The sequence below is a fragment of the Rhizobium sp. BK313 genome (genome assembly GCF_014193655.1).
In the GTDB taxonomy this organism is placed as follows: domain Bacteria; phylum Pseudomonadota; class Alphaproteobacteria; order Rhizobiales; family Rhizobiaceae; genus Rhizobium.
Map to the genome: position 1 here is coordinate 34,924 of NZ_JACHZQ010000003.1, position 17,788 is coordinate 52,711.

Genomic DNA, 17,788 nt, shown 5'->3' on the forward strand with positions numbered 1-17,788 from the left:
GTCTTATACCTGTCCTGCCAGCTGCTTCGTGCGCTCGTTCTCGGTCTCCACGACCTCTTCGGCGGGAATGTAGAAGTCGCGCTTATAGTTGAAGGTATGCCCGATCGTAATGGCGATCATTGCGACGAAGGTGATGGCGGCGAGCCACCAGATGTACCAGATCATGCCGAATGCGAAGGCGATCGAGATAACGCCGAGGATGATGCCCGTGGCCGTGTTCTTCGGCATGTGGATCGGGATGAAGCCTTCGGTCGGCCTGACGTAGCCACGGTTCTTCATGTCCCACCATGCGTCGTGATCGTAGACGATCGGCGTGAAGGCGAAGTTGTAGGCCGGCGGCGGCGACGAGGTCGACCATTCCAGCGTACGGCCGTTCCACGGGTCGCCGGTGTGGTCACGAAGCTCTTCGCGCTTTCTGAAGCTGACGACGAGCTGGATCAGGAAGCTCGCGATGCCAATGGCGATCAGCACTGCGCCGAAAGCTGCGATGATGAACCAGATCTGCAGCGATGGATCGTCAAACTGGCTCATGCGGCGGGTAACGCCCATCAAGCCGAGGATGTAGAGCGGCATGAAGGCGAACCAGAAACCGATCTGCCAGAACCAGAAGCTCATCTTGCCCCAGAACGGATCGAGCTTGAAGCCGAAGGCTTTCGGGAACCAGTAGTTGACGCCTGCAAACATGCCGAAGAGCACGCCGCCGATGATCACGTTATGGAAATGGGCGATCAGGAACAGCGAGTTGTGCAGGACGAAATCGGCAGGCGGAACCGCGAGCATGACGCCGGTCATGCCGCCGATGGTGAAGGTCACCATGAAGCCGACGGTCCACAGCATCGGCACCTCGTAGCGGATGCGTCCGTGGTACATCGTGAACAGCCAATTGAACAGCTTCGCACCCGTCGGAATCGAGATGATCATCGTCGTGATGCCGAAGAAGGAATTGACGCTGGCGCCCGAGCCCATGGTGAAGAAGTGGTGCAGCCAGACGAGGTAGGAGAGGATCATGATCACGCAGGTGGCGTAGACCATCGAGGCGTAGCCGAACAGGCGCTTGCCGCTGAAGGTGGCGACGACTTCCGAGAACACGCCGAAGGCCGGCAGGACCAGGATGTAGACTTCCGGGTGACCCCAGATCCAGATGAGGTTGACATACATCATCGGATTGCCGCCGAGGTCGTTCGTGAAGAAGTTCGTGCCGGTGTAGCGATCGAGGGTCAGCAGCGCGAGCGTGGCGGTCAGGATCGGGAAGCTCGCGACGATCAGGATGTTGGTGCAGAGCGACGTCCAGGTGAAGACCGGCATTTTCATGAAGGTCATGCCCGGGGCGCGCATCTTGACGATAGTGGCGATCAGGTTGATGCCCGAGAGAGTCGTTCCGATACCCGCGACCTGCAGGCCCCAGATGTAGTAATCGACGCCGACGTCTGGACTGTAGGCGATGCCGGAGAGCGGCGGATAGGCAAGCCAGCCGGTCTTGGCGAATTCGCCGACGAAGAGCGAGATCATGATGACGATCGCGCCGGCCGTCGTCATCCAGAACGAGAAGTTGTTCAGGAATGGGAAGGAAACGTCGCGAGCGCCGATCTGCAACGGCACGACGAGGTTCATCAGACCCGTGACGAAGGGCATCGCCACGAAGAAGATCATGATGACGCCGTGGGCGGTGAAGATCTGATCGTAGTGATGCGGCGGCAGGTAGCCGTCGGAGCCGTTAAAGGCGATCGCCTGCTGGCCACGCATGAGCAGCGCGTCGGAAAAGCCGCGCAGCAGCATGATCACGGCCAGCACGATATACATCACGCCGATCTTCTTGTGATCGATGCTGGTGAACCATTCCTTCCAGAGAAAGCCCCAGAGGCGGAAATAGGTCAGCAGGCCGAGTACGGCGATACCGCCGATCGCCACGCCGATGAAAGTCACGACGAGGATCGGTTCGTGATAGGGGATAGCGTCGAGCGTCAGCCGACCGAAGATGAATTTATAGAGGTCCGGGTTGGAAAACATGGATTGCCTCTGTCCTTATAAATGTCTTGTTACCGCGCCCGACCTCTTGAACGGGAAACGTTCAAGAGGTCTCGCGCCACTTCAAATCTTGCTGCGCCATGCGTCCCGTGGAAGGCCCGCTGCAGCACGGCGCCTGAGTTCACTTGCTCGGCTGGGAAGCCGGAGCGGATGAACCGCTGGATGTGCCGTTGCCCATGTCCATGCCTGGCATGGAGTGCATGTCATGGGCTGCGGGCTCGGTAGCGTTCACCGGCGTGACATCGCCTGCATCGCCGCCGCGGTTGTCATAAATCAGACGCTCACGATTTTCCTGGCTATCTTTGCCTGCGCCGCCGTTGGCGTCGATATGCATCATTTCGCTCATGCACATCTTGCTCGGATCGGCGCACATGTTGAGGATTGCCTCATAAAGGCCGCTGTCGACCGCGTTGAAGTAACGCACCGGCTCCTGTTCGCTCGGTTTGGCAAGCGCCAGATATTCCGTACGGCCGAGTGCGGTGCCGGTCGACTTCACCTTTTGCACCCATTGGTCATAATCGGCCTGGCTCAAGCCATGAAACTTGAAGCGCATATGCGAGAAGCCGGCGCCGCTATAGTTGGCGGACAGGCCCTGATATTCGCCCGGCTTGTTGATGACGGCGTGCAGCTTCGTCTCCATGCCCGGCATGGCGTAGATCTGGCCCGCAAGCGCCGGAACGAAGAAGGAGTTCATCACCGAGGAGGCGGTGATCTTGAAGTTGATGGGCGCGTCCACGGGAGCGGCAAGTTCGTTGACCGTGGCGATGCCGAGATCGGGGTAGAAGAACAGCCATTTCCAGTCGAGTGCGACGACCTCGACATTGACCGCCCTTGTGGTCGTGGTCACGGGCTTGCCTTCGGCGACGCGATCGAGCGGCCGATAGGGGTCGAGCTGGTGGGTGCTGATCCAGGTCACCGCGCCCAGCGCGATGATAATTGCCAGAGGCGCAGACCAGATCACCAGCTCGAGGCGGGTGGAATGATGCCACTCGGGATCATAGACCGCTGCCGCCGCGCTGTTCGACTGGCGATATCTCCAGGCGAAGAACAGTGTGAGGAAGATCACCGGTATGATGATGATTAGCATCAGGACGGTCGAGACGACGATAAGGTCGCGTTGCTGCACGGCGATATCGCCGGAGGGAGCCATCACCACCATGTTGCAGCCCGAGAGCAGCAAGATGAGCGGGAGGACAGATAAGCGGCTGAAAATCTTCGATAGTCTTGGCACGTCTCAAAGCTCTTTTTGTTATTGACCGTACCGCGACTAAAGGACGGCGGTCATGAACGATATGAGGTGTTTCGTCGCACCGCAGCAAGCTTGGGTGCAATGCAGTATCGAGCGCAACTTCACCTATCGGGAAAATCTTGAGAAATCCAGAAGGTTTTCCAACGGCCAGTTGCTTTTGGCGTAGCTAATATAGCGAGATCAGTGGATATGGCTACCGCCGGCGGCACGTCAACCCGGCATTGTGGCCGCAAGGGCCGAATTTGACCCGTGCCGACCGCCAATTTGCGAATTAATCCATGCGCGACACTTGATAAGTTCGGAAGTTTGATAAACATCTTGTTTGTACGCGAATTCGTGGAGGAGTTCGCGTCCGGAGAGGGAGGCTCCCCATATGGTCAGCGCCACACATGAATCATTAAATCCAACATCTGCAGGTTTAGAACGCGATGCCCGCGACATGCATGCTGGCGGTACCGTCGACCCAGGTAGTATTGCTATCGGCGTGATCATCGGTCGCACGTCCGAGTTTTTCGATTTCTTCGTCTACGCTATCGCATCGGTCCTGGTTTTCCCCAAGCTGATCTTCCCCTTCGTCGATCCGCTGCCCGGCACGCTGCTTTCTTTCCTGGTTTTTTCGTTTGCCTTTATCGCCCGACCCATCGGCTCGTTCATCTTCATGGCGATCGATCGCAACTATGGCCGCGGTGTCAAGCTGACGATCGCGATGATTCTGCTCGGCGGGTCCACGGCGTCGATGAGCTTCCTGCCCGGCTACAGCGAAGTCGGCGTCTATGCGATCATCCTGCTTGCCATTTTGCGCATCGCTCAGGGCCTTGCGCTCGGCGGCGCCTGGGACGGTCTTGCCTCGCTGTTGGCGCTCAACGCGCCGACCAACCGTCGTGGCTGGTACGCGATGATCCCGCAGCTCGGCGCGCCGATCGGCTTCATGCTGGCGAGCGCTCTGTTCGCATATTTCGTGGCAAACCTCTCCACGGTCGATTTCCTGGAGTACGGCTGGCGCTATCCGTTCTTCTGCGCCTTCATGGTCAATGTCGTGGCCCTCTTCGCCCGGCTTCGCCTGGTCGCCACGCCGGAATTCGGCGCGCTGCTGGAGCGCCATGAGCTGGAGCCGGTCAGGATGTCCGAGCTGCTGCATGTGCATGGCCGCGATGTGCTGATTGGCGCTTTCGTGCCCCTGGCAAGCTTCGCGACGTTCCATCTGGTCACGGTCTTCCCGCTTGGTTGGGTAACGCTTTATAGCGCGCAAACCCCCGGTTCGTTCCTGATGGTCGAGTTCCTCGGCGCGATCTGCGGTATCGTTGCGATCATCTGTTCCGGCCTGATCGCTGACCGTATCGGCCGCCGCAACCAGCTTGCCGTCGGTGCCGTGCTGATCGCGATCTTCGCTTTTGTCGCGCCTTGGCTGCTCGATGGCGGCGTCACCGGCCGCCACATCTACGTGGTTCTCGGCTTCACGCTGCTCGGTCTCTCCTTCGGTCAGGCAGCCGGCGCCAGCGCCTCGCGCTTCAGCCGGAACTATCGCTACAGCGGCTCGGCATTGACCTCGGACCTCTCCTGGCTGATCGGCGCTGGCTTTGCGCCCTTCGTCGCGCTGGCACTCTCCAGCCAGTTCGGCCTAGTCTATACCAGTCTCTATCTGCTGTCCGGCGTGGTCTGCACGCTCGTTGCGATCTTCTTCAGCAAGACGCTGGAGACGCGCGACAACTGATCGAACCTTTGAAGCACGAAAAAGCCGCGGCGCGAGAGCGTCGCGGCTTTTTCTTTAAAGCATGTCGCGCAAAAGTGCGCAGCGGTTTTGCGATAACGATCTGCGCAAAATCAAAAACCTAAAGTGCAAGGAGCGAATCCCAGAGATCGCGATGCGCTTTAGGTCAGGCAGCGTGCATCGCCCAGGCGATCAGAGGCGCAGCAAGCACGTTGGTCAGGCCGACCAACACCATGACCAGCCCGGCAATCGACCCCTCTTCGCGGCCGATCTCGTGCGCCTTGGCGACGCCGACGCCGTGGGCGCCCATACCGAACAGCGCACCGCGCGCCAGGCCGGAACGCAGCGGCAGGAGACGCAACAAGGTCTGCCCGGCGGCCGCGCCGAAAAGACCGGTGATGACCACGAACACTGCGGTCAGATTGGGCACGCCGCCGATATCGCCGGAGACGACCATGGCGAAAGGCGTGCTGATCGAACGCGGCATCAGGCTGAGGCGCAGGCTTTCGTCCAGGCCGAAGAGGCTGGCGAGCCCCCAGGCCGATACCATCGCCGTGGTACTGCCGACGGAGACGCCGGCAAGGAGGATCGGCCAGTAGCGCTTGATAAGCGCGCGCTGCTCGTAGATAGGCACGGCGAAAGCAACGGTTGCCGGGCCGAGCAACGCCAGCAGCCAATGTGTGTCGCGCATGTAGTCCTGATAGCTCGCGTGCAGGATGACGGCGATCGCGATCAGGACGGCTGGTGCGGCAAACAGCGGCGACAGCCAAACCACCGGCCATCGGCGATACAGCGCTTTCGAGAAGTAATAGAGCGCGATCGTCGCGACCGGCCAAAAAAGGGTCAGCGCAATGGCTTCAGCGGTGGGCATGGCGAGATCCCTCCCGGCGCATCATCAACCGGTACCCGACATCGATTGCCAGCGCCGTGACGCTCATGACGATGATCGTACCGAACAGGATGACCGCCATGATCTTTAGTCCGACAAGGCCGATGAACTCGCGATGATCGAGTACGGCAAGAACTGCCGGAACGAAAAACAGCAGCATTTCGGCGAGAAACCATTCCGCACCGCGCCGCATGCTACCGATGCCGACCTTGCCGCTGGCAAACAGGGCCAACACCAGCAGCATGCCGACGATCGGACCTGGAACAGGCAGGTGAGTGACGCGCACGATCCCCTCACCGGCCTGCCAGAAGGCGAGCAGCAGGATGATCTGAGCCAGGCGGCTCAGTCTGGGGCGGTTTTGCAGGTCGATGCGCATGGGCGGACTCTCGGAAAGACTAATGATGCAAACATAGGTTCTCGGCACCTATGAACAAAATGAATTGAATTCATGAAATCTAGTCTGATATGGAATAGACATGGAACTTCGGACATTGCGCGCCTTTGTCGAGGTCGTGCGCCAGGGCGGCTTTTCGGAAGCGGCCAAGGTGGTCTTCACGACCCAATCCGCCGTCAGCAAGGCCGTCCGCCAATTGGAGGACGAGCTTGGCCTGCCCCTGCTCAACCGTATCGGCCATCGCACGACACTGACCGATGCCGGCGAAGTGGTCTATCGCCGTGCTCTCACGATTCTGGCCGGTCGCGATGATCTGATCGCCGAACTTGCCGAGCTGAGAGGGCTGTCGCGCGGCATGCTCAGGCTCGGCCTGCCGCCGATCGGCAATGATGCGCTGTTTGCGCCGCTCTTCGCCGTCTTCCGCAGCCGCTATCCTGGCATCGAGATCAAGCTGGTGGAGCAGGGGGCCAAGCGGCTGGAGGAGATGGTGCTGTCTGGAGAGGTCGATCTTGGAGCCTCGCTGCTGCCGGCGCCGGAGGTCTTCGAATGGCAGAGCGTACGCCGGGAGCCGATGCATGTGCTCCTGCCCGCAGGGCACACGCTCGAAGGTCAGAAGACAGTGCGGCTCGCCGGGCTCAAGGACAATCCCTTCATATTGTTCGAGAGCGGCTTTGCGCTCAACGGCATCATCCTCGATGCCTGCCGCACGGCCGGTTTCGAGCCCGATATCGTTGCGCGCTCTAGTCAGATCAATTTCATCATCGAACTGGTTGCCGCCGGCCTCGGCGTGGGCTTCCTGCCCCGAATGATCGCAGAGCAGCGCGACCGCGCCGGTGTCAGCCATGCCCTGGTCGCCGAGCCCTCGATGGAATGGCACATGGCCTGGATCTGGCGGCGCGGCGGCTATCTCACCCACGCCGTCCGCGCTTGGCTGGACCTCGCTGGTAAGCAATCACCTAAATCTTGACTCTCTTTTCAAACTTTTGTGATAAAAAGAGGCATGCTGAAACTTGAAAACGGCAGTCAAGAAAAATATAGGCTATCGCACCACCGTCAAAGACGGGGTTTTCAAGCGAGAGGACGCCTATGACTTTTTCCTTTACCCATCTCACCAGCGCCCTGGCGCTTGCCGCTGGCCTCGCGGTTGCTCCGCTGATGGCCAATGCCGCCGATTCCGAAGGCATCGTCGTCTACAATGCGCAGCACGAGACCCTGACGCAGGCCTGGGCGGATGGTTTTACCAAGGAAACCGGCATTAAGGTAACGATCCGCAACGGCAGCGACATGCAGTTCGCCAATCAGATCATCGAAGAAGGGGCCGCATCTCCCGCCGATGTGTTCCTGACGGAAAATTCTCCGGGCATGACGCTTGTCGATGCCAGCAAGCTCTTCGCCCCCGTCGACGCCGATACGCTGGCGCAGGTGCCGGAAACCTTCAGGGCGGCCGATGGCGATTGGGTCGGCGTTGCCGCCCGCTCCACGGTTTTCGCCTATGACAAGACCAAGCTGAAAGAGAGCGACCTGCCGAAGTCGCTGCTCGACCTCGCCGATCCCTCATGGAAGGGCCGCTGGGGTGCTGCGCCGGCAGGCGCCGACTTCCAGGCGATCGTCAGCGCACTTCTTGAACTGAAGGGCGAGGACGTCACGAAGTCCTGGCTGAAGGCGCTGAAGGAAAACGCTACGCCTTACAAGGGCAACAGCGTCGCCATGAAGGCTGTCAATGCCGGCGAGATCGAGGGCGCGGTCATCTATCACTATTACTGGTTCGGCGATCAGGCGAAGACGGCTGAAAACAGCAAGAACGTCGCTCTGCATTACTTCAAGAACCAGGATCCGGGCGCTTTCGTCAGCATCTCCGGCGGCGGTGTTCTCGCCTCCAGCCAGCACAAGAAGGAAGCTCAGGCTTTCCTGAAATGGATCACCGGCAAGGGTGGCCAGGCCGTTCTTCGCGACGGCGATTCCTATGAATATGCTGTCGGCAATGGCGCTCAATCGAACCCGAAGCTTGTGCCGCTCGCCGACCTGCAGGCGCCGAAGGTTGAGCCTTCCAAGCTGAACAGCAAGAAGGTGACCGATCTGATGACGGAAGCCGGGTTGATCTAACCTCTTGCATCCGGTCCGCATGCCCTGCTAGGGGCTTGCGGATGGCCATTCGGCCAATTCGATCCCGGCAATCGCCTCCAGCGGCGATTGCCTTCCTATTTCAGGGCGTGAAAGGCAGCTAAGATTTGCTGCAGAAGAACACATATGCCGCGCCGGCCGGCCAGGCCGCTGCCATGCGATTGCCCCCGTTGACGGCTGCGCCTCGCGGCCGCGTTCCGCACGCTTCCGTCGTCGCCCTCGCATCTGTCGTCGCGCTTCTGAGCCTAGTGCCGCTCGGTTTCATCATTTGGATCACCGTCGAGACCGGCTGGCGCGACGTCATCGCGCTCATCTTCCGCAACCGCGTCGGTGAATTGCTGACCAATACAGTCCTGCTCGAAGTCTGGACCATCCCGCTTTGCATCCTGCTTGCCGTCACGCTCGCCTGGCTGACCGAGCGCACGAATATCCCTGGCGCCCGCCTGTGGTCCTGGCTGGCAGTCGCACCGCTTGCCGTGCCGGCTTTCGTGCACAGCTATGCCTGGGTCAGCCTGGTGCCTGGAATGCGCGGGCTCTGGAGCGGCGTACTCGTTTCGGTTCTTGCCTACTATCCCTTTCTCTACCTGCCGGTCGCTGCAGCGCTGCGCCGTCTCGATCCGGCGATCGAGGATGCTGCCGCCTCGCTGGGCCTCGGTCCCTGGCGTGTCTTCTTCCGGGCGATTCTGCCGCAACTTCGCCTCGCCATCTGCGGTGGCTCGCTGCTGATCGGTCTGCATCTGCTGGCGGAATACGGTCTCTACGTGATGATCCGCTTCGACACGTTTTCGACCGCGATCGTCGATCAGTTCCAATCCGCTTATAATAGCCCGGCCGCGAACATGCTCGGCGGGGTTCTCGTTTTCTGCTGCCTGCTGTTGCTAGGCATTGAGGTGCTGGTGCGCGGCAACGAGCGTTATGCCCGTGTCGGCTCCGGTGCGGCCCGCCCGGCGGACCGGCGGCGTCTCGGCTGGTTCGTCATCCCGGCCATTACGCTTCCGCTGGCAACGGCTGTGCTCACGCTCGGCGTGCCGTTCGTGACCCTGGCGCGCTGGCTCTATCTCGGCGGCATTGGCATCTGGCGGGTGGATACGGTCGGCTCCGCTTTGCTGCAGACCATCGGTCTCGCAGTTGCTGGCGGCCTGTTGACCACCATCGCCGCCGCCCCCATGGCCTGGCTCTCGGTGCGCGCGCCTGGCCGGCTGCAGCGCATCCTCGAAGCCTGCCATTATTATGTCGGCTCGCTGCCGGGTGTCGTGGTCGCCTTGGCGCTGGTGTCGATCACCGTGCGGCTGATCCTGCCGCTCTATCAGACCTTTGCGACACTATTGCTCGCCTATGTCCTGCTGTTCCTGCCGCGCGCCATGGTAGGCTTGCGCGCCAGCATCGCCCAGGCCCCGGTCGAGCTCGAACGCGCCGCCATGGCGCTCGGCCGTACGCCCGGCCAAGCTGTGCGGCAGATCACCATGCGCCTTGCCGCACCCGGCTTTGCGGCCAGCGTCGCACTTGCCGCTCTCGGCATCACCAATGAATTGACGGCAACGCTGATGTTGTCGCCGAACGGTACGGTGACGCTGGCAACGAAATTCTGGTCGCTGACCAGCGAGATCGACTATGTCTCCGCCGCACCCTACGCCTTCATGATGGTGGTGCTGTCGCTGCCGCTCACCCTTCTCCTCTACGTGCAATCCAAGCGGACGGCCGGACAATGACCTTTCTGGCGATCAAGAACATCAGCAAGCACTATGGCCCGGTGCACGCGCTCGACAATATCGATCTCACGGTCGCCGCCGGCAGCCGCACGGCCGTCGTCGGCCCGTCCGGTTCCGGCAAGACGACGTTGCTGCGCATCATCGCCGGCTTCGAGATCCCGGATGCAGGCCAGGTGATGCTGGAAGGCGAGACGCTGGCGGACGGGCCGGCCATCGTGCCCGCCCACCGCCGGGGCATAGGCATCGTTTCGCAGGACGGCGCACTGTTTCCGCATTTGAGCGTGGCTGATAATATCGGTTTCGGCATGGAGCGCGGGCAAGTGGACCGCGCAGAGCAGATCAACGCGCTGATCGACATGGTGGAGCTCGACCGCGGCATGCTCGATCGCCGCCCGCACCAGCTCTCCGGCGGCCAGCAGCAGCGTGTGGCGCTTGCCCGTGCGCTCGGACGCAAACCCAGGCTGATGCTGCTCGACGAGCCATTTTCCGCGCTCGACACGGGTCTGCGCGAAAATATGCGCAAAGCCGTCGCCCGCGTGCTGCAGAACGCGGGCATCACCACGATCCTGGTAACCCACGATCAGGCCGAGGCGTTGTCCTTCGCCGATCAGGTGGCGGTTCTGCGTGATGGCAAATTAGTGCAGGCTGGAACGCCGCAAACGCTCTATCTCAATCCCTGCGATCGCGAGACGGCCACCTTCCTAGGTGATGCCATCCTGCTGCCGGCCGAGCTGGGCGATGGTTTCGCTGATTGTGCGCTTGGCCGTATCCAGACAGACGCAAACGGCCGCCGGGGGCGGGCGGAAATCATGCTGCGGCCCGAGCAATTGCGATTCAACATGATCGACGCCGTCGCTTCCGATGTCATATGCGCGGGCGATGTCATCGACGTCGAGTTCGGTGGCGCGGTCTGCACGGTGACGCTTGCCCTTGCCAATGCCGCAGGTGCCGCACCGCTCACCATCAAAAGCTCCAGCGTCGGCCTTCCGGAAATCGGCAGCACCGTGCACGTCAGTGTGCTTGGCAAGGCACACGTATTCGATGCGGTGGGCAAATAGCCTCTTTCCTGTTGAAACCGTTGGTCCTTTGGGGAAGAAGGGAATGATCGCCGCCCTGCGATCGTGTCCGATGCCGAAGGAATGCCCATGTCTCTACCCGAGCAGATTGCCCAGGATCTCCCCTTTCTGACGTCTCTCCGTCATAACCTGCACGCTCATCCCGAGCTTGGGTTCGAGGAGGAGCGCACCAGCGGCATCGTCGCGACATTGCTCGAGGAGGCAGGCATCACGGTGCATCGCGGTCTCGGCAAGACCGGCGTCGTCGGCACGCTTCAGGTTGGCAACGGCACTCGGCGTATCGGCCTTCGCGCCGACATGGACGCGCTCGCCATGCCGGAGAAGGGCAACAGACCTTACAAATCCACTATTCCCGGCAAGATGCATGCCTGCGGTCATGATGGCCACACGACGATGCTCTTGGGTGCCGCCCGGCATCTGGCGGCGATGCGCGGCTTTTCAGGAACGGTGCATTTCATCTTCCAGCCGGCCGAGGAAGGCCGCGGCGGCGCAAGGCGCATGATGGAGGAGGGTCTCTTTAATCTCTTCCCCTGCGATGCCGTTTACGGCCTGCATAATATGCCAGGTCTTGCCGTCGATGAGATGGCAGTGGTCGAGGGGCCGCAGCTTGCTTCCTCGGATAGTTGGCGCATCACCTTCCGCGGCACCGGCACGCATGGTGCCAAGCCGCATCTCGGCAAGGATCCGATCACCGCGGCGGCGACATTCCTCTCCTCGCTGCAGACCATCGTTGGCCGCGTCGTCGATCCGCTGCAGCCGGCGGTCGTCAGCGCGTGTTCGCTGCAAGCCGGCGACCCCAAGGCCCTGAACGTCATTCCCGACACGGTCGATATCGGCGGTACGGCGCGCGCCTATACGCCCGAGGTCCGCGATCAGCTCGAACAGGAGATCGGCCGCTTGGCGCACGGCACGGCGGCTATGTACGGCATTGCGGCCGATTACCAGTTCGAACGCCGCATCCCGCCTGTCGTCAACGACGCAGACGCAACCGCGCGGGCGCTGAAGGCTGCGGCGAGCGTTTTTGGCGAAAAAGTCTTCACCCGCTTTCCGCCCTCCACTGCCGGCGACGATTTTGCCTTCTTCGGTCAGAACGCCCCGGGCTGCTACGTCTGGCTCGGCAACGGCCCCGCCGTCGACGGCGCTCTGCATCACAATACGGCTTATGATTTTAACGATGATGCCATCGCCTCAGGCGTTGCATTCTGGACGACGCTGGTGGAGCAGGAGTTGAAGGGGGACTAGACCTCCCTGAGCACAGGTGTCTCCAACACCCGCCCCGTTACCACATCGGCAATGCCGCGATCCGTCTGATGCGGCCCGATGTTGCACGCCAGCGTCGCGCCGAAGCAGGCTTTGAAGACGAGGTAAGGCGGTCGCCAGTCGGCGATTTTTTCCATCGCCTTGCGGATGGCGCGGAAAGCGAGAGCGGTTTCTTCGAGAAGTGCCGTCGCTACCAGGCCGGAGATGGGCAGGGGCAGCAGCATGTCGACTTGACCGTTGGAGGCAACGGCCATGCCGCCACCGGCAGCGATGACGGCGTTGGCTGCTATCGTCATATCCCTGATATTGCCGCCGAAGACCGTCAGATTGTGGCTGTCGTGCGAGACGGTAGTGCAGAAGGCGCCGCGCCATTCGCCCCAACCGGTGAGAAAACCGACGCGCGGGCGTCCATCCGCCTTACCATGGCGATGGGCGACGGCGATCATGATGGTCCCGGCCGGCGGGACGACAAATCCGTCCATTACATCGGCCTCCGCCTCGCCCCACTTCGTGAAGCGCGGCTGGTCGATCGTTGCGACGCGCACGCGATTGCCGACGGCCGGCACACGGAAATCGTCTTCGCTGAGAGGCGCAAGTTTGACCGAGTTCTGCAGCGGCGCGGTGTCGAGATAAGTGACTGTGCCGGTGATCTTGCCGGCCTCGGCAACGATCTTGCCGCTGGCGATCACCTGCTTCGCCTTGAAAGCCTGGAGGTCTTCGAAAAGCACGATGTCGGCGCGGCGACCGGCGGCGATCAAGCCGAGATCGTTGCGGCCGAGCCGCATAGCCGCGTTCAACGTCGCAGCTCTCAATGCCCATTCGGGCTTCAGTCCGTCGCGCACCAGGCGGCGGACAACGTCGTCCAGGCCGCCGTCGAAATACAATTCGTCGGGAAAGACGTCGTCGGTGCAGAGCGTTACTGTCTGCGGCATGAAGCCGAGATCGTTGATCACCTCGACGAATTGCTTGAGCAGATGGTCGTGCGAGCCGCGCAACTCGATCATCATTCCGGCAGAGAGCTTGGAAAGGAGATCGGCGCCGGACGTAAGCTCATGGTCGGAGGAGACACCTGCCGCCATGAAAGCGTTGAGATCGGCGCCTTCCAGCCCACGGGCATGGCCGCAGACGGTCTTGCCTGATTGCAGTCCGGCATTCACGATCGCGCTCGTCCGCGGATCGCCGTCGATGACGCCGCGCATAGTCATGACCTCCGCGACGCCGCCGATCTCGGGCCAAGCCAGCATGTCGGCCATCGCGGAAGCATCGAAATCGGCGCCCGCCAGCTCCAGGCCGGGGGCGGAGGGCACGCAGGAAGGCGCAAGCGGGATCACACGGAGCGGCAGCGGGCGTGTTGCTTCGATCGCCCAGCGCACGCCGTCGAGGCCATGCACGTTGCCGAACTCGTGCGGATCCCAGACGACGGTCGTGACCCCGTGCGGCAACACGGCTTCGGTATAAGCGGCCGGCGTCACCATCGAGCTTTCGATGTGCATGTGCGTATCGATCAAGCCAGGGGAGAGAAAGGCGCCTCCGGCATCGATCGTCTCACTCGCATCCGTGCGGCTGCCTGGCGCATGCACGCTCGCGATCAGCCCGCCGACGATGCCGATATCCGCGGCGCGAATCTGGCCGGTTACCATGTCGACCAGGCCGCCACCCACAATCAGCAGGTCGAAAGGCGCATCACCGCGGGCAGCAGCGACAGCGCGAGTGCGCAACTCGGGCAAATTGAGATCGGCGGGCTCGCCCTTGGAATGTTGGATCATCGGCGTGCCTCGTTGATCATAGCGCCGAAGATGATGACGCGCGCCATGTCGGCGTCGATCTCGGCGGCAAAGTGGGCGTTGAATTCCGCATGCGAGGCGCGCGTCTCGACGACGGTACGCCCGCGGGTGTGCTGCCCCTGCAGCTCGACATCGATCCGAGCGTGCTGGACTCTCGCGATTTCCGGGGCAATGAAGATGGCGGCGGCGGTCGGATCGTAGATCGCCATGGCAGGACGGCCGCGGCTGATGGCGATATTGACATAGCCGGCCAGGAGATCGCCGAGCAGTCCGGCGTTTTTGCCGGCAGCTTGGCGCACGCGGTCGACATCGTCAGGCCGCGCCAGCACCTTTCGGCAGATGTCGAGATCGACCATCCGCAGTGGCAGGCCGTGGGCGAGCACGATCGCAAGCGCTTCCGGATCGGCATAGGCATTGAATTCGGCGGAAGCCGTGTGATTGCCTGATGTTACGCCGCCACCCATCCAGGTGAGCTCGTCGACGCGCGCGGCAAGATCGGGCCGGGCTAGCGCCAGCGCGGCGATATTGGTGAGCGGCCCGAGCGCGAGGATGCGCTTGGGCTCCGTGCCGCTCTCCAGCCAATTGCAGAGGGCAGTGAAGGCGTCGCTTGCCGGTAATTCGTCCGCCGTCGGCAGGCTCTTGCCGACGGTCGGTATGCCGCTATGCCCGAGAATGCGCTGCGCCGTTTCCAGTTTGCAAAGCACCGGCAATTCGCGGCCGGTATGGATGGGAAATTCCCAGTCGAAGGCGGCGGCGGCACTGGCCGCATTGGCGCGCACCTGCGCAAGCGGCGCATTGCCGCTCACCAGCGAAACGCCATCGATCGCGAGGCCCGAATGCGTCACCACGAGAATAGCGGCGATATCGTCGAACCCCATATCGGTATCGATCCAGATTCCCATAGCCTTACCCGTATTTTGCAAGCGATGCTGCGGCTGCGACCGGCAGGTCGAAGGCGAGCTCGCTGCCTATGGCGTGAACGGCCGCAGCCGCGTCCACTTCGGCTTTGATTGGCCCGAGCGGCGTGTCGAGCAGATATTCGCGGCTGTTGCCGGCGAAAGACGTGCCGCGCACGGTGCCCTGGAAAGGACCTGAGCCCAGGGTCACCGTGCGCGGCCGCCAGGCCAGGCCCGCCACAGACGTAGGCGCGGGAGAAGAAAGCGTGACGGCGCCGTTTGCCGTCTTCAGCCTGCCGTTCTCCAGCGCAAAGACATTCTCGAAGCCGACGAAATCGGCGACGAAGGCTGAAATCGGTCGGTTGTAGATATCCTCCGGCGTGCCAATCTGCTCGATGCCGCCGTTGAGCATGACGATGATGCGGTCGGCGAGCGCCAGCGCCTCCACCTGATCATGGGTGACGAAGATCATCGTCACGCCGGTTTCCTTCTGCACCCGCTGCAACTCGGTACGCATCTCCAGGCGCAGGCGGGCGTCCAGGTTGGATAGCGGCTCGTCGAGCAGCAACACCTTCGGCTCCATCACCATCGATCGTGCCAGCGCCACGCGTTGCTGCTGGCCGCCGGACAATTCGCCGGGCTTGCGGCCGGCGAAGTTGGTCAGCCCTACGGATTTCAGGCCGGCGCTGACACGCACATCGAGATCGTTGCCGCGCATGCCCTTGAGACGCAGCCCGAAGGCGACGTTTTCGTAGGCGGTCAGATGCGGAAACAAAGCATAGGATTGGAAGACCAAGCCAACGGCGCGCTTGTTGGCGGAGACGCGGGTGATGTCGGCGCCGTCGAGGCTGATCTTGCCGGAGGCCGGCGCAAGCAGCCCGGCGATCGCCCGCATTGTGGTCGTCTTGCCGCAGCCGGAAGGACCGAGCAGAGCCACAAGTTCGCCTTTGCCGATCGACAGGTTGAGGTCCCTGACCGCGACCGTGTCGCCATAGGCGAGCGTCAGCCTGTCCAGCGTGAGGTAGGAGGGATCAGACATAGCGGGAAAATCCTAGGAAGCGTTCGGCAAGGAAGACGATACCGATGGAGAGGAAAGCAAGCAGCGCCGATAGGGCGGCGACGGAGGGGTCGTAGGTCGTTTCCATATAGCCGAGCATGTCGATCGGCAGCGTCTGCACGCCGGGCTTGGCGAGAAACAGCGACACCGGCACCTGATTGAAACTGGTGACGAAGCCAAGGATGAAGGCGGCGAGCACGCCGCTGCGAATATTCGGCAGCACGACGCGGAAAAAGGCGCCGAGCCGCGACGAACCGAGAAGCACTGCCGCCTCTTCCATGTCGGAACGCAGGTTGTTGAGGCTAGCCGAGACCACGCGGACGGCATAGGGCAACACCAGCGCCGTATGCGCAAAGAACAGCGCCAGCGTGATGTCGAACGAAAAAGGCACGACGAGATAGCGCAGGATCGCCAGGCCGACGATAATTCCCGGCACAATGATCGGTACGGAGACCATGGTGCGGATCGTCTCCCCGCCGGGCAGTTTGTAGCGCGACAGCGCATAAGCCGCGGGAATGCCGAGGATCAGCGCAAACAACGTGCCGCCGATCGCCAGGAACATCGACATGCCGAAGCTAGCGCGGAAGCTGTCGACGGTGAAAACCTTCGCCACCCAGCGCAGCGACAAGCCCTGCGGCGGAAAGGCAAGCGTCTCACCGCCCGACAGAGAGGCTGCGACGATGATGATGAAGGGGCCGATCAGGAAGACCAGCAGCAGGAAAAGGACGAGCGGAGAGAACAGGCGGCGCATCATGTCCGGTTCCTCGCGGTGGCGAGTCGCTTCAGCACCAGATTGGCGCCGAAACTCATGACGATGAGGATGAAGGCGATGACGCTGGCGGAAACATAGTCGTTGGAGACAGAGATGCGCTGATAGAGCAGCGTTTCCAGCATCAGCACCTTGGAGCCGCCGAGAATGGCCGGCGTGATATAGGCCGTCAGGGAGCCGGTGAAGACCAGCGTGCCGCCGACCACGAGTCCCTCGCGCGTCAGCGGCAGCACCACTTTCCAGAACACCTGGAACCAGTTGGCGCCAAGGACCCGCGCGGCAGGAATGGCATCCTTCGGCATATTCTCGAGCGCGCTGATCAGCGACAGGATCATCAACGGCAGGAAGAGCTGTAGGAGGCCGATGAACACGGCTGTCTCGCTGAACAACAAGCGCAGCGGCTCGCCGCTCAGGCCAAGGCCTTGAATGGCTTGGTTGACGATGCCGGTTCGGCCAAGGATGACGATCCAGGCATAGGTGCGCGCCACCGGCGAGATCATCAGCGGCAGCACTACCAGACCAACCATGCGGCCTTTACCTTTCGGCGGCAGGTTGACGATGGCAAAGGCGGCCGCATAGCCGATGACGGCGGAAACGGCGGTGACTTCGACGCCGAGCCTGAGCGTACGCAGGAAGACGGTCTGGTTCAGCGCCTCCGAAAAGAAGTCGGTATAGGCCGAGAGCGTCCAGCCGCTGGAGGGGATGTGAAAGCCCTCCGACAATAGGATCAGCACCGGCGCAAGAAAGACCACCGCGACGAAGACCGCCGCGGGCAGGGCAAGCGCCAGAGCTTCGGCCCTATTCTGGAACATCGAGGCTAACCTTCATGAAAAGGATAAAAAAAACGGCGG

General features: G+C 61.9%; 15 protein-coding genes. 6 read left to right on the forward strand and 9 right to left on the reverse strand.

Annotated features, from left to right (window positions below; translation table 11 throughout):
- Positions 1-3 precede the first annotated feature (3 nt).
- Positions 4-2,007 carry a cytochrome o ubiquinol oxidase subunit I gene (cyoB, locus tag FHT86_RS16570; protein ID WP_133707924.1) on the reverse strand — a complete coding sequence of 668 codons (2,004 nt, stop codon included), beginning with the start codon at positions 2,005-2,007 and terminating at the stop codon, positions 4-6.
- 139 nt (positions 2,008-2,146) lie between these two features.
- Complete coding sequence (gene cyoA, locus FHT86_RS16575) at positions 2,147-3,256, reverse strand: ubiquinol oxidase subunit II (RefSeq protein ID WP_133707925.1); 1,110 nt, start codon at positions 3,254-3,256, stop codon at positions 2,147-2,149.
- A gap of 391 nt (positions 3,257-3,647) precedes the next feature.
- Here cyoA and FHT86_RS16580 point away from each other — a divergent pair, with 391 nt between their 5' ends.
- Positions 3,648-4,985: an MFS transporter gene (locus FHT86_RS16580; protein WP_133707926.1), complete on the forward strand. Its 1,338-nt coding sequence runs from the start codon at positions 3,648-3,650 to the stop codon at positions 4,983-4,985.
- 163 nt (positions 4,986-5,148) lie between these two features.
- On the opposite strand, the gene FHT86_RS16585 is transcribed toward FHT86_RS16580, so the two are convergent.
- Complete coding sequence (locus FHT86_RS16585) at positions 5,149-5,853, reverse strand: LrgB family protein (RefSeq protein WP_133707927.1); 705 nt, start codon at positions 5,851-5,853, stop codon at positions 5,149-5,151.
- Positions 5,840-6,247 carry a CidA/LrgA family protein gene (locus FHT86_RS16590; protein ID WP_133707928.1) on the reverse strand — a complete coding sequence of 136 codons (408 nt, stop codon included), beginning with the start codon at positions 6,245-6,247 and terminating at the stop codon, positions 5,840-5,842. The genes FHT86_RS16585 and FHT86_RS16590 overlap by 14 nt, the downstream gene beginning before the upstream one ends.
- A 100-nt stretch (positions 6,248-6,347) precedes the next feature.
- Here FHT86_RS16590 and FHT86_RS16595 point away from each other — a divergent pair, with 100 nt between their 5' ends.
- The 5 genes from FHT86_RS16595 to FHT86_RS16615 all read left to right on the forward strand — a co-directional run bounded on the left by FHT86_RS16595 (position 6,348) and on the right by FHT86_RS16615 (position 12,413).
- Positions 6,348-7,232: a LysR family transcriptional regulator gene (locus tag FHT86_RS16595; RefSeq protein ID WP_183868828.1), complete on the forward strand. Its 885-nt coding sequence runs from the start codon at positions 6,348-6,350 to the stop codon at positions 7,230-7,232.
- 119 nt (positions 7,233-7,351) lie between these two features.
- On the forward strand, positions 7,352-8,368 hold the full coding sequence (locus tag FHT86_RS16600; RefSeq protein WP_133707930.1) for an iron ABC transporter substrate-binding protein: 1,017 nt from the start codon (positions 7,352-7,354) through the stop codon (positions 8,366-8,368).
- A gap of 173 nt (positions 8,369-8,541) precedes the next feature.
- On the forward strand, positions 8,542-10,095 hold the full coding sequence (locus FHT86_RS16605) for an ABC transporter permease (RefSeq protein ID WP_183868850.1): 1,554 nt from the start codon (positions 8,542-8,544) through the stop codon (positions 10,093-10,095).
- On the forward strand, positions 10,092-11,153 hold the full coding sequence (locus FHT86_RS16610; protein WP_133707932.1) for an ABC transporter ATP-binding protein: 1,062 nt from the start codon (positions 10,092-10,094) through the stop codon (positions 11,151-11,153). Before FHT86_RS16605 ends, FHT86_RS16610 begins: the two co-directional genes overlap by 4 nt.
- Positions 11,154-11,240: 87 nt before the next feature.
- The gene (locus FHT86_RS16615) at positions 11,241-12,413 is read left to right on the forward strand and encodes a M20 aminoacylase family protein (RefSeq protein ID WP_133707933.1); all 1,173 of its coding nucleotides are present in this window, start codon (positions 11,241-11,243) and stop codon (positions 12,411-12,413) included.
- Here FHT86_RS16615 and FHT86_RS16620 read toward each other — a convergent pair.
- From FHT86_RS16620 to FHT86_RS16640, 5 genes are read right to left on the reverse strand one after another with little or no spacing between them, the layout of a single operon-like run.
- Complete coding sequence (locus tag FHT86_RS16620; RefSeq protein ID WP_133707934.1) at positions 12,410-14,197, reverse strand: adenine deaminase; 1,788 nt, start codon at positions 14,195-14,197, stop codon at positions 12,410-12,412. The two genes, FHT86_RS16615 and FHT86_RS16620, sit on opposite strands and share 4 nt — an antisense overlap.
- Positions 14,194-15,117, reverse strand: a complete 924-nt coding sequence (locus FHT86_RS16625; RefSeq protein WP_133707935.1) for a nucleoside hydrolase — start codon at positions 15,115-15,117, stop codon at positions 14,194-14,196. The genes FHT86_RS16620 and FHT86_RS16625 overlap by 4 nt, the downstream gene beginning before the upstream one ends.
- 4 nt (positions 15,118-15,121) lie before the next feature.
- Positions 15,122-16,150 (reverse strand): ABC transporter ATP-binding protein, encoded by a 1,029-nt coding sequence (locus FHT86_RS16630; protein ID WP_133707936.1) that lies wholly within the window; start codon positions 16,148-16,150, stop codon positions 15,122-15,124.
- Complete coding sequence (locus FHT86_RS16635; RefSeq protein WP_133707937.1) at positions 16,143-16,922, reverse strand: ABC transporter permease; 780 nt, start codon at positions 16,920-16,922, stop codon at positions 16,143-16,145. Before FHT86_RS16635 ends, FHT86_RS16630 begins: the two co-directional genes overlap by 8 nt.
- Complete coding sequence (locus FHT86_RS16640) at positions 16,919-17,749, reverse strand: ABC transporter permease (RefSeq protein ID WP_133707938.1); 831 nt, start codon at positions 17,747-17,749, stop codon at positions 16,919-16,921. The genes FHT86_RS16635 and FHT86_RS16640 overlap by 4 nt, the downstream gene beginning before the upstream one ends.
- Positions 17,750-17,788: the final 39 nt, after the last annotated feature.

What these genes read in the sequence shown, in the direction of transcription:
- FHT86_RS16635 (WP_133707937.1), bottom strand. Translation starts at nt 16,922, where the DNA reads ATGATGCGCCGCCTGTTCTCTCCGCTCGTCCTTTTCCTGCTGCTGGTC.
- FHT86_RS16610 (WP_133707932.1), top strand. Translation starts at nt 10,092, where the DNA reads ATGACCTTTCTGGCGATCAAGAACATCAGCAAGCACTATGGCCCGGTG.
- FHT86_RS16585 (WP_133707927.1), bottom strand. Translation starts at nt 5,853, where the DNA reads ATGCCCACCGCTGAAGCCATTGCGCTGACCCTTTTTTGGCCGGTCGCG.
- FHT86_RS16605 (WP_183868850.1), top strand. Translation starts at nt 8,542, where the DNA reads ATGCGATTGCCCCCGTTGACGGCTGCGCCTCGCGGCCGCGTTCCGCAC.
- FHT86_RS16640 (WP_133707938.1), bottom strand. Translation starts at nt 17,749, where the DNA reads ATGTTCCAGAATAGGGCCGAAGCTCTGGCGCTTGCCCTGCCCGCGGCG.
- FHT86_RS16590 (WP_133707928.1), bottom strand. Translation starts at nt 6,247, where the DNA reads ATGCGCATCGACCTGCAAAACCGCCCCAGACTGAGCCGCCTGGCTCAG.
- FHT86_RS16580 (WP_133707926.1), top strand. Translation starts at nt 3,648, where the DNA reads ATGGTCAGCGCCACACATGAATCATTAAATCCAACATCTGCAGGTTTA.
- FHT86_RS16625 (WP_133707935.1), bottom strand. Translation starts at nt 15,117, where the DNA reads ATGGGAATCTGGATCGATACCGATATGGGGTTCGACGATATCGCCGCT.
- FHT86_RS16600 (WP_133707930.1), top strand. Translation starts at nt 7,352, where the DNA reads ATGACTTTTTCCTTTACCCATCTCACCAGCGCCCTGGCGCTTGCCGCT.
- cyoB (WP_133707924.1), bottom strand. Translation starts at nt 2,007, where the DNA reads ATGTTTTCCAACCCGGACCTCTATAAATTCATCTTCGGTCGGCTGACG.
- FHT86_RS16620 (WP_133707934.1), bottom strand. Translation starts at nt 14,197, where the DNA reads ATGATCCAACATTCCAAGGGCGAGCCCGCCGATCTCAATTTGCCCGAG.
- FHT86_RS16615 (WP_133707933.1), top strand. Translation starts at nt 11,241, where the DNA reads ATGTCTCTACCCGAGCAGATTGCCCAGGATCTCCCCTTTCTGACGTCT.
- FHT86_RS16595 (WP_183868828.1), top strand. Translation starts at nt 6,348, where the DNA reads ATGGAACTTCGGACATTGCGCGCCTTTGTCGAGGTCGTGCGCCAGGGC.
- FHT86_RS16630 (WP_133707936.1), bottom strand. Translation starts at nt 16,150, where the DNA reads ATGTCTGATCCCTCCTACCTCACGCTGGACAGGCTGACGCTCGCCTAT.